This window comes from Lentzea sp. NBRC 102530 (assembly GCF_030269365.1).
Taxonomy (GTDB): Bacteria; Actinomycetota; Actinomycetes; order Mycobacteriales; family Pseudonocardiaceae; genus Lentzea.
On record NZ_BSTF01000003.1, the window covers coordinates 107,429 to 118,392 of the forward strand.

Consider the following 10,964-nt stretch of genomic DNA (forward strand, 5'->3'; position numbering starts at 1 on the left):
GCCTCCGATCAACAGCCAGATGCGGTCAACAGCCAGATGCGATCAACGACAGGTGTAAGGACCGGCCTTGTCGCGCACCTTGCCCGCGGTGTCGATGACCTCCCACGAGTAGGAAGTGCCGGACAGGGTGAACTTCACGACGCCGTGCGAGTCGGCGAACCACTTCTCCACGCCCGTACGCGGCTTGACGTTGGAGTAGAGGTAGTCACCGCCGATGCCGATGATCGCGGCGCGCAGGCCGCTGGCCTCGTCGACCGAACCGCTCTTGTTCAACGGCTTGAGCCGCTCGTAGTGGTGGTCGTGACCGCTGAGCACCAGGTCGGCCTTGGCGTCCGCGAACGCGTTCCACAGCGGGGCCATGACGGACTTGTCGCCGTACTCGCCCGAGTTGAACCGCGGGTGGTGCCAGTAGCCGACGACGCACTTCTTGGTGTTCGCGGCGAGGTCGGCCTTCAGCCAGTTGAGCTGGGTCGAGTCGCTGCCGGTGTCGTAGAGCTTCTGGGAGTCGAACGACACGAAGTGGAAGTCGCCCGCTTCCCAGCTGTAGTACGGCTTGCCCTGCGGGTAGGCCTGCGCCCCGAAGTAGGACTTGTAGCCGTTGAGGTTGTCCTCCCACTCGTGGTTGCCGGTCGCCGGGTGGGTGATGCTCTTGTAGCGGCCCCACGACTTGTCGTAGTGCGCCTTGAACTCCGTCAAGGTGCCGCTGTCGTACTGGTTGTCGCCGACCGTGAGGATGTGGTTCGGCTTGATCTGGTCGATCAGCTTCGCCGTCTCGTAGTGCTCGGTGTTGGTCAGCGACGCGATGTCACCGGCGGCGACGACCGTGATGGTGTCGCCGGGAGCGGCGGGCTGGGTGGTCGCCTGCACCGCGTTGCTCGCCGGGCCGAGGTTGCCGGCCGCGTCGCGCGCCTTGACGGTGTAGGTGAACGCCGTGCCGGACGCGAGGCCCGCGTCGGTGAACGTGGTGCCGGTCGGCGAGCCCACGACGCTGCCGTTGCGCAGCACGTCGTAGCCGGTCACGCCGACGTTGTCGGTCGCGGCCGTCCACTGCAGGCTCACCGAGCTCGACGTGGTGCCCGTGCTGGTGAGCCCGGACGGGGCGGTCGGCGCGGTGTTGTCGCCGTTGGGGTTGCTGCCCCACACCTCCAGGTCGAACATCGAGTAGCCGTACGACGTGCCGCGCTTGGTGCCGTAGATCCGCACGTAGCGGCCCGACACGCCGGTCAGGCTCGTCTCGTCGATGCCACCGTTCTGACCGGTGAGGGTCTTCTTGGTGCTCCACGACGACCCGTCCGCCGAGGTCTGGATCTTGTACTCGGAGGCGTACGCGGCCTCCCAGTTGATCTTGACTTTGGAGACGGTGGAGGTGCCGCCGAGGTCGACGGCGATCCACTGCGGATCGACGCCCTCGAGGCTCGCCCACCGGGTGGACGAGTCCCCGTCGACGGCGTTGGCGCCACCGAAGGTCTCGGCCTCGACGGACGAGACGGTGGTGGGTTTGTTGGCCGACAGCAGGGAATCAGCCGCGTTGGCCGTGCCCGACGCCGCGATCTGGGGGACCACGAGCGCCAGCAGGGCTATCGCGACACCTGTTCTGGTGTGCTTTTTGATCACTTCGTTCCTCCTGGGCAAAGGCGGCGGCTCGAAGGATTGGTTAAGAAGCTTTCCAATTGAGTTCGGACGTTAAGACGGCAGGAATCAGGAGGTCAACGGCAGAAGCCCAGGAAGAACGGGTGACAGATCGGAGGTCTAGCGGCCGGAAGACGTTGTCATCGGAAGTCACGACGTGACTGGCGGACCAGCCAGAGGACGGCGTGCGCGAGCAGCGCGACACATGTGCCCTGGATCACGCCTAGTAGGAGGCGTCGGACCCAGTCGTAGAGGCTCACCTGGCTGACCGGATCGGACAACGACCAGACGGCGCCGGCGACCGCGACAGCTCCGATGAGGACCCGGATCCAGTGCCGGGACGTCCCGGTCCACGCCGGCCAGTCATGCCCTTTCGGACAGCGGGCCGCCATCCAGCCCAGCAGGACCATCCCGCCGAGCGACGACGTGTACCCGATCACGTTGTAGAGCCGGTGCGGGCCGACGACCGAGAGGTCCAGCCAGTCCCACTGCCGCACGAACCAGCCGTCCGTCTGCGTGAAGGCGTCCCACAACAGGTGGGTGAGCACGCCGACCACAATGGACAACGCCCGCACGAACGGCCTCTTCAGATCTCCCGGACGAGACACCCGCGCTCGCACGAACGTCGGCGCCAACGCCATCAACGAAGGCAGCATCAGGCGTCCGACCAGCAACAACACCGCGGCAGCCAGGGACGCGCCGAGGACGTTGTGGGTGGGCACGAGCGGCAGGTAGTAACCGACGTCCGGGGCGACGGCCCCCGCGACCAGTCCGGGGAACCAGAACCACCGCCGCAACGGCAGCACCGCTGCCGGATGGGCGAGGGTGAACGGCACGGACTTCAGCCTAGATCCACTCTGGATCCTGTGGACGCGCTGAAGAAAGCCCCTGGCCGGGATTGTTCACCTGGGTCACGTACGTTCACCGATCATGAGCACCGCAGCCAGCCTCGTAGTGCTGTTCCTGGTCGCCGTCGTGCCGCTGGCACCGACGGAGGCCGTGCTCATCGGCGCCGGGGTCCTGGCCGCGTCCGGTGAGGTGCCGCTCTACCTCGTCGTGCTCGTCGCCGCGGCGGGGTGCCTGGTCAGCGACATGATCAACTTTACCGCAGGCCGCCGAATGGGCATGAAGGCCCTCGACAAGGTCAACAAGAACGCCAAGGCGCGCGCCATGGTCGTGTGGACGGCAGACCAGCTCGCGTCCAAGGGCGAGACGATCCTCATCGCCGCGCGGTTCCTGCCGGCGGGCGGCATCGTCGGGGCGTTGCTGACGGGGGCGCTGAAGTGGCCGTTCCGCCGGTTCGTGCCGGTCGCGGCCGTCGGCTCGGCGCTCTGGAGCCTCTACCCCGCGACCGTCGGGTACATCGGCGGTCAGCTGGTGGACGAGGCGTGGCTCGCGATGCTGCTGTCGTTCGGTGTCGCCACGCTCATCTCGATCCCGGTCGGCATGGCGATCCGTGCGCGCAACGCCAACCGCACTCTCTCGTACGCCGAGGCGTCGTCGTAGAGCACCAACGCGCCACTCAAGACTCACGACCTGGCCATGTGTCTTGATCGCTAGGAGGTCGCGTCGGCTGAGCGACGCAGCACAGATCGCGGTTGCCACTCGACAACAGTTGGACGTGTGCCATCTGAATTCATGAATTCTTCGCACGCCTGCCACACGACGTCGACCGGGTATTCCGCAGAGGCTGGAAACTCCCGATCGCTGGACATGTAGTAGTAAAGGCGAGGTTCTGGCGCATGGTCCTCGCTCGCTGGGTTTTTGCTGTAGACCCCTTCCCTGTGCTCTGCTCCTGAGTAGAACAAGACCCCGCGGTCTCCGTGAAAACCAGCATCGAGAATCACACGATGCGGATGAGCCGCGTCCAGCATCTCCAGCACGACCGGGTAGTCGAGCACACTCACCGCCTCTCGCAATGCGGCCAACTCGTCCTGCGTCCGGACGATCGTCGGTTCGTCGCTGTCCTCGTCCCACCAGACCTTCAGCTCCACGACGCCCTTGCTCCTCCGGTCTAGGTCTTCTTCACGGTCATGCCGCGCCGGTTGATCCCGTAGACAGTCAGCGAGCTTCCTTCCGGCAGCACGACGGGAACCAGCGTGTCACAGCCGAAGTCACCCTTGCACGGCATGTGGTTGATGACCACGGTCGCATCCCTGATGCCCTGCTGTGCCATGTGCACGGCCAGCTTCAATTCAACGTCTGACGTGGTGATGGGAACTGCCGGAACACCGATGCCGGCAAGGTGTTGCTCGGCTGCGGCCGCCATGTCGTCGACACCGCTGACGATCGACTCGGCCTCTCCCGCCGCACCGGTGAACCAACGACCGTGAGTCTTCTGCCCCGACCGCGGTTGAACCGGTGGAGGTAGTTCTTTCCGGAGCTGACTCGCCCGCTCATCTTTGTCGCCCCTGCCGGAATCTCTGTTGCCACGGGAATCATCGCTGCCGAGCGGCCCCACCCTCAAGTTGTGCAGGATTTTTTCGACGCCGGAAATGGCATTGCCGAGAAGCCGGTGAAGTCCGGCGGCACCGTCGACGACCTGGACGAACTGATCATTGGTCGCATCGACGTCCGCCTGCAGGCTTCCTTCACCCGCACTCGCGAGAAGTTTGTTGCGCTTCCTCGGCCAGTTCAGCAGCGTTCCGGAGCGCTTTGCCCGCTTCCGCAGCCTTGTCGAGCACGTCGTCAAGACCGTCGCTGATCTTCCGCAGCGATGCCACACCGTGTCCCCTTCTCACGATGGGCCGATCGTTGCACGAAGCAACGTTTTCTTCAGAGCCGTGCGCGCAACGCCAACCGCACTCTCTCGTACGCCGAGGCGTCGTCGTAGAGCACCGCGAACCGGTCCGCGGCCGCCAGCAGGGCGTCCACCTCGAACGCCAGCTGGGCGTCGCCGCACAGCCGTTCCAGCAGTGAGATCCAGCGCAGGTTGAAGAGCATCAACGCGTCCCGCACCCGGCCGGGCCTGGCGGCGAACTCCGACCGCGTGACGACGAAGAAGCAGCCGCCGGGGAACACGCGGCGCTTCGAGTAGTCGAGCCAGCGGTCGGCCAGGTCGAGCACCGTGCCGCCGGCGACCACGACCTCGTTCGCGAAGATCTCCGCCGCCGTGTGCACGGTCGAGATCTGGAGCTCTTCCTTCGCACCGAAGTGCGAGAACACCCCGCTCTTGCTCATGCCGAGTTCGACGGCGAGCCGCCCGATCGTGACGCCCTCGAGGCCGTCGACGGACGCGATCTCCGCCGCGCGGAGAAGGATCGAGCCACGACTGTCCATCCCTGAACTGGACCACCACCCCCTCAAGCCCGCCTTGCGGAACGCACGCGGGGACCTTTCGTTCGCGTGACGCGAACGAAAGGTCCCCGCGTGCGGTTTCGAACTAGGGGTTCAGCGCCTCGGTGACCGAGGCCGGGCCGACGAGCGGCACGTCGGGCGACAGGCCGTCGCCCTCCTCCACCAGGATCGGCTTCACCTCGTGCGGCTGGATCTCGCCGGACTGGATCTGCTCGGCGTAGTGGCACGCCACCTTGTGACCCGGCTTGAGCTCGCGCAGCGCGGGCCGTTCCGTGTCACAACGAGTCGCCTGCCGCCACGGGCACCGGGTGTGGAACCGGCAGCCGTTCGGCGGGTTCGCGGGCGACGGCAGGTCACCCGCGAGCAGGATCCGTTCGCGCCGGTCCTCGACCACGGGGTCGGGCACCGGGATCGCCGACAGCAGCGCCCGCGTGTACGGGTGCAGCGGCTCGGCGTAGAGGTCGTCGGCGGAGGCCTCCTCGACCAGGCCGCCGAGGTACATCACGCCGACCCGGTCGGAGATGTGCTTCACGACGGCGAGGTCGTGCGCGATCACCAGGTAGGTCAGGCCGAACTGCTCCTGGAGTTCCTCGAGCAGGTTCACGACCTGGGCCTGCACCGACACGTCCAGCGCGGACACCGGCTCGTCGGCGACGATCAGGTCCGGGTTGAGCGCCAGCGCCCGCGCGATGCCGATGCGCTGCCGCTGACCGCCGGAGAACTCGTGCGGGTACTTGCGCAGCGCCGTCGTCGGCAGGCCCACGGCCGTCAGCAGCTCGCGCAGCCTCTTGGCGGTGGACTCCTTGCCCTCGTCCAGGCCGTGCGCCCGCAGGCCCTCGACCAGGATCGACTCGACCGACTGACGCGGGTCGAGCGACGACAGCGGGTCCTGGAACACCATCTGGATCCGGCGCCGCATCTTGCGCAGCTCCTCGCCCTTCAGGGTCGAGAAGTCCTGCCCGTCGAAGACCATCTTGCCCGCGGTCGGCTCGTTGAGCCGCAGCATCGCCCGCCCGAGGGTGGACTTGCCGCAGCCCGACTCGCCGACGAGGCCGTAGGTCTCGCCGCGCTTGATCTCCAGGTCGACGCCGTCCACCGCGTAGACGTGGCCGACGGTCCGGTCGAAGAACACCCCCCGCTTGATCGGGAAGTGCACCTTCATGTCCTGGACGGAAACCAGGGTCTCGCTCATACCGGCACCTCCTCGGCCGCGGGAGTTCCCGGCACGACCGGGTTGTGGCAGCGGAGCAGACGGCCCAGCTGGTCTTCCTCGGCCGGCGTCTCCGCGCGGCAGACGTCCAGCGCGTTCGGGCACCGGGGAGCGAACGCGCAGGCGCTCGTCCACGGGATGTTGTCCGCGACGGACCCCTTGATGGGCGTGAGCTTCTCGCCCCGCCCGGCGTCCAGGCGCGGGATCGACGCCAGCAGGCCGTGTGTGTACGGGTGGCGCGGCTCCGCGAAGAGCGGGTGCCGCGGCGCCTTCTCGACGACCTTGCCGCCGTACAGCACGTTGACCTCGTCGCACAGGCCCGCGACGACACCCAGGTCGTGGGTGATCATCACGAGCGCGGTGCCGAGGTCCTGCACCAGTTCCTTCATCAGCGTGAGGATCTGGGCCTGGATGGTCACGTCGAGCGCCGTCGTCGGCTCGTCCGCGATCAGCAGCTTCGGCCGGCACGCGAGCGCGATCGCGATGAGAGCGCGCTGCCGCATACCGCCGGAGAGCTGGTGCGGGTACTCCTTGAGCCGCCGGTTCGGGTCAGGGATGCCGACCTTGTCGAGCAGGTCCTTGGCCTCGATCATCGCTTCCTTGCGGGCCAGGCCGCGGTGACGTTCGAGCACCTCGGTGACCTGCAGGCCGATCGGGATGACCGGGTTGAGCGACGACAGCGGGTCCTGGAAGACCATGCCGAGATCGCGGCCGCGACGGTCGCGCATCTCCCTGTCCGACAGCTTGAGCAGGTCGGTGCCGTCGTAGGACACCGTGCCGGTGATCTTGGTGCCGCGCTTGGGCAGCAGACCCATGATCGCCAGCGAGGTCACCGACTTGCCGCAGCCCGACTCGCCGACGAGCCCGACCGTCTGGCCGGGCTCGACGTCGAAGCTGACGCCGTCGACCGCGGTGAACGGTTCCTCGCCACGACGCTGGAACACGACGGAGAGGTCACGAACTTCGAGCAGTGCCACGACGACTCACCGCCTGTTCTTCGGGTCGAGGGCTTCGCGCAGGGTCTCGCCCATGAGCGTGAAGCCGAGCGCGACGATGATGATGCAGATGGCGGGGTACGCGGCGAGCTGCGGATGGGTGTCGAACACCTTCTGCACGTCGCCGAGCATCTGACCCCACTCCGGGATCCGGTCGTCCGGGTTGCCGAGGCCGAGGAACGACAGCGCGGCCGCCTCGATGATCGCCGTGGCGAGCACCAGGGTCGACTGGACGATCACCGGGCCGAGCGAGTTCGGCAGCATGTGCCGGAACACGATCGCGCCCTTCTTCACGCCCAGCGCGGTCGCGGCCAGCACGTGGTCGCTGTGCCGTTGCGCCAGCATCGAGCCTCTGAGCAACCGGGCGAACACCGGGATCTGCACGATCGCCACCGCGAGGATCACGGTGAACTGGCTGGGCCGCGCGAACATCGCCGCGATCGAGAACGCCAGCAGCAGCGACGGCAGCGAGAGCATGACGTCGACGACACGCATGACGATCGAGTCGACCCAGCCGCCGAGCGCGCCCGCGAGCGTGCCCAGGATCAGGCCGCCGGTGAGGCCGATGATCGTCGCGCCGATGCCGACGATCAACGTCTGCTGCGAGCCGATCAGCAGGCGCGACAGGAAGTCGCGGCCCTGCAGGTCGCCGCCGAGCGGGTGGCCCGGCTGCGAGGGCGGGATCTCGTTGCGCGCCTTCACGACCTGGTCGATCAGCATCGGGCTGGACGGGTCGTGCGGTGCCAGCCACGGCGAGAGCACCGAGATCGCGACGAAGATGCCGATGATCACCGCGCCGGTGAGGAACACCGGGCTGCGCTTCAACCGCTTCCACGCGCTGGCCGCGAGCGAGACGCCCGCGGTCTCGGCGAGGCCGTCGATCTTGTCCTTCTTGGACTTCACACCAAGTGCCACTGGTCTCACCTCGTCCTGATGCGCGGGTCGATGAGCGCGTACGAGAGGTCGACCAGCAGGTTGACCACGACGTAGACGCTCGTGGCCATGATGATCAACAACAGCAGCACCGGGTAGTCACGCCGTTCGAACCCGATGGCGAGCGCCTCACCGACACCGGGGAAGCCGAACACCTTCTCGGTGAGCACGGCACCGGACAGCAACGCACCGGTCTGCAGACCGATCGTCGTGACGACCGGGAGCATCGCGTTGCGCAGCACGTGCCGGCGGCGGATCACCGGTGCGGTGAGGCCCTTCGACTCGGCGGTGCGCACGAAGTCCTCGTCGAGCACGTCGAGCACGGCCGCGCGGGTGATCCGGAAGATCACCGCGAACGGGATCGTGGCGAGCGCGATCGACGGCAGGATCAGGTGTTCCAGCGCGTTGAACGTCGCGTCCCACTCGCCGGTGATGATCCCGTCGAGCGTGAAGAAGCCGGTGACGCGGGTGGCGTCGATGGCGTCCTGACGGCCGCTGGAGGGCAGGCCGAGCGCGGACGAGGCCACGCCCTTGAGCACGAAGGCCAGGAAGAACACCGGCACCGCGACGCCGATGAGCGAGCCGACGACGCTGAGGTTGTCGAACACGCCACCGCGGCGCTTGGCCGCGAGGTATCCGAGCGGAACGCCGACCGCGATCGCGATGAGGATCGCGAAGAAGCTCAGCTCGAGCGTCGCGGGGAACCGCGTCAGGAAGATGTCGAGCGCCGAGTCACCGGGCTGAACACCGGTGGAGACGCCGAAGTCGCCGGTCGCCGCGCGACCGAGGAACTTGAAGTACTGGAGGACGATCGGTTGGTCGAGGCCGAGCTGCTTGGTGAGCTCCGCCGCCTTCTCCGGAGTAGAACGATCTCCCAGGAGGGCCGAGACCGGCCCTCCTGGGAGTACGCGCAACCAGGAGAAGAGCAGCAGCGAGAGCACCAGCACCACGCCGACCAGCTGGACCAGCCGTCGAATGGTGTAGCGGAGCACTTGAGCTACCCCGTTGTTCTCTTGTGGTGGGAGCTGGTTCGACTCAGCCCTTGGAGACGGGGCCGAACTTCTCGTCGGTCAACGGGCTGGGCACGAGACCCTTGACGTCGGACTTGAGCACCAACGCGGGCGGGGAGTGCGAGATCGGGATCGCCGGAAGGTCCTCTTCCATGATCTTCTTGTTGATCTCTTCGTACATCTTGGTGCGGTTGGCCTCGTTCGGCTCGGAGTTGGCCTTGGCCAGGTCCGCGGCGAGCGTGGCGCCCCACGGCGACACACCGGTGTTGAAGCGGTTGTCGGTGCGGCCGAAGAACGTGCCGACCCAGTTGTGCGCCGTGCCGTTGTCGCCGGTCCAGCCGAGCAGGAACAGGTCCGGGATACCGCCGTCGACGTCGGTCAGGTAGCCACCGTTCCACGGCTTGGTGACGACGTCGATCTTGATGCCGGCGGCCTGCAGGTCACCGGAGATGGCGCCGAACAGGTCCTTCGGGGACGGCATGTACGGACGCGTGACCTCGGACGGCCAGTAGAACTTCAGCGTCAGGTCGGTGGCACCGGCCTCGGCCAGCAGCGACTTGGCCTTGTTGACGTCGTAGCCGACGGCCTTCAGGTCCTTGTTGTAGCCGTTGACGGTGTCCGGCATGAACTGCGTCGCGACCTTGGCGCCCTCGGGCAGCTGCGACTTGACGAGCTGCTCGCGGTTGATCGCGTACTGCAGCGCCTGGCGGACCTTGAGGTCGGCGAGCTTCGGGTTGTTCTTCTGGTTGATGCCCAGGTAGAACACGTTGAACGCCGGGCGGATCGCCACGTTGAAGCCGTCGGTCTTCAGACCGGCCCAGTCCGCCGCGTTCGGCAGGTCGTAGCCGTCGATGTCGCCGGCCTTGAGCGCCTGCTTGCGGGCGGTCTCGTCCGGGATGATCTTGAAGACGATCTTGTCCAGCTTGGCCTTGTTGCCGTGGTAGCCGTCGTTCTTGACGAGCTCCACGGTGTTGTTGGCCTTGTCGTACTTGCTGAACTTGAACGGGCCCGTGCCGGTCGGGTGCTCGTTCGCGTACGCCGGGAAGGTGAACGCGTCACCGGCGGCCTGGACGTTGTCCGCGTCGTACTTCTGCAGCGCCGTCGGGCTGGAGATCGAGAACGACGTGAAGCCGAGGACCGACGGGAACTGCGAGGTGACCTCGTTCAGCTCGACCACGGCGGTCTTGGCGTCCTTGGCCGTGCAGGACTTGAACAGGGAGGGCTTGTCCGGCGTGCTCGCGAAGCCGCCGAAGTTGTCCAGCCAGTACTGGGAGACGGCGTCGGACGTGCCGGCGCCCTTCTGGTTGTACCAGCGGTTGAAGTTGAAGCACACGGCCTCAGCGTTGAACTCCGTGTCGTCGTGGAACTTCACGCCCTCCTTGAGGGTGAACGTCCACGTCTTGCCGTCCGCGGAGGGCTCGTACTTCGTGGCGAGCGCGGGCTCGACCTCGGCGGTACCCGGCTTGAAGCCGACCAGGCCCTCGAACATCTGGCGTGAGACCCGGAAGGTCTCGCCGTCAGTCGCGTAGAACGGGTCGAAGAGCTTCGGCGCGCCGGCGGCGCCGAAAGTCAGCGTGCCGCCTTCCTTGCCGCCGCCGCCAGAGTCGCGCTGGGATTGCGCGCAACCGGACAGGGCGAGCGCGCTGACGCTGAGGAAGCCGATCGCGGCAACCCAACGGCGGCGAGCCGTTACTGAGTGGACCATCAAACACCCCTTGGACAATCCGCACATCTCACGGTGTGGTCGCCGACCATAACCGTTGTTCATACCCCCTCCGGGGTTACTCAGGTCACGATCCGGCCACTAGACCAGGCATTCTGATACGTCCGGCGCACGGCCGCTGACCCAACGTGAGCACGGCAGATGCGTCGGACGCTCTCCTAGGCTGT

Annotated in this window: 11 protein-coding genes; 1 reads left to right on the plus strand and 10 read right to left on the minus strand. The window is 66.8% G+C overall.

What is annotated here, in order from left to right:
* Positions 1-42: 42 nt before the first annotated feature.
* Positions 43-1,614: a discoidin domain-containing protein gene (locus QSK25_RS08050; protein WP_352235718.1), complete on the minus strand. Its 1,572-nt coding sequence runs from the start codon at positions 1,612-1,614 to the stop codon at positions 43-45.
* Positions 1,615-1,769: 155 nt separating this feature from the next.
* Entirely contained in the window at positions 1,770-2,465 is a 696-nt protein-coding gene (locus tag QSK25_RS08055) for a DUF4184 family protein (protein WP_285635694.1), read from the minus strand.
* A 94-nt stretch (positions 2,466-2,559) separates the two neighbouring features.
* Between QSK25_RS08055 and QSK25_RS08060 the strand changes: the two genes are divergently transcribed.
* Positions 2,560-3,135: a DedA family protein gene (locus QSK25_RS08060; protein WP_285635697.1), complete on the plus strand. Its 576-nt coding sequence runs from the start codon at positions 2,560-2,562 to the stop codon at positions 3,133-3,135.
* A gap of 50 nt (positions 3,136-3,185) precedes the next feature.
* Here QSK25_RS08060 and QSK25_RS08065 read toward each other — a convergent pair whose 3' ends face one another.
* From QSK25_RS08065 to QSK25_RS08100, 8 genes are all read right to left on the minus strand, one after another.
* Entirely contained in the window at positions 3,186-3,623 is a 438-nt protein-coding gene (locus tag QSK25_RS08065) for an Imm1 family immunity protein (RefSeq protein ID WP_285635700.1), read from the minus strand.
* 20 nt (positions 3,624-3,643) lie between these two features.
* Positions 3,644-4,321: a DddA-like double-stranded DNA deaminase toxin gene (locus QSK25_RS08070; protein WP_285635703.1), complete on the minus strand. Its 678-nt coding sequence runs from the start codon at positions 4,319-4,321 to the stop codon at positions 3,644-3,646.
* Positions 4,322-4,404: 83 nt separating this feature from the next.
* A complete protein-coding gene (locus QSK25_RS08075) occupies positions 4,405-4,908 on the minus strand; it encodes a TetR/AcrR family transcriptional regulator (RefSeq protein WP_285635707.1) in 504 nt (167 codons plus the stop codon).
* A gap of 103 nt (positions 4,909-5,011) precedes the next feature.
* Positions 5,012-6,118 carry an ABC transporter ATP-binding protein gene (locus QSK25_RS08080; RefSeq protein WP_285635711.1) on the minus strand — a complete coding sequence of 369 codons (1,107 nt, stop codon included), beginning with the start codon at positions 6,116-6,118 and terminating at the stop codon, positions 5,012-5,014.
* On the minus strand, positions 6,115-7,113 hold the full coding sequence (locus QSK25_RS08085; RefSeq protein ID WP_285635714.1) for an ABC transporter ATP-binding protein: 999 nt from the start codon (positions 7,111-7,113) through the stop codon (positions 6,115-6,117). The genes QSK25_RS08080 and QSK25_RS08085 overlap by 4 nt, the downstream gene beginning before the upstream one ends.
* Before the next feature lie 6 nt (positions 7,114-7,119).
* On the minus strand, positions 7,120-8,046 hold the full coding sequence (locus tag QSK25_RS08090; RefSeq protein WP_285635718.1) for an ABC transporter permease: 927 nt from the start codon (positions 8,044-8,046) through the stop codon (positions 7,120-7,122).
* A gap of 5 nt (positions 8,047-8,051) precedes the next feature.
* Entirely contained in the window at positions 8,052-9,056 is a 1,005-nt protein-coding gene (locus QSK25_RS08095; RefSeq protein ID WP_285635721.1) for an ABC transporter permease, read from the minus strand.
* A gap of 43 nt (positions 9,057-9,099) precedes the next feature.
* On the minus strand, positions 9,100-10,779 hold the full coding sequence (locus tag QSK25_RS08100) for an ABC transporter substrate-binding protein (RefSeq protein ID WP_285635724.1): 1,680 nt from the start codon (positions 10,777-10,779) through the stop codon (positions 9,100-9,102).
* Positions 10,780-10,964 lie beyond the last annotated feature (185 nt).

Excerpts from the sequence above, each read along its gene's own strand:
- QSK25_RS08060 (WP_285635697.1), top strand. The coding sequence starts at position 2,560 with ATGAGCACCGCAGCCAGCCTCGTAGTGCTGTTCCTGGTCGCCGTCGTG.
- QSK25_RS08075 (WP_285635707.1), bottom strand. The coding sequence starts at position 4,908 with ATGGACAGTCGTGGCTCGATCCTTCTCCGCGCGGCGGAGATCGCGTCC.
- QSK25_RS08080 (WP_285635711.1), bottom strand. The coding sequence starts at position 6,118 with ATGAGCGAGACCCTGGTTTCCGTCCAGGACATGAAGGTGCACTTCCCG.
- QSK25_RS08100 (WP_285635724.1), bottom strand. The coding sequence starts at position 10,779 with ATGGTCCACTCAGTAACGGCTCGCCGCCGTTGGGTTGCCGCGATCGGC.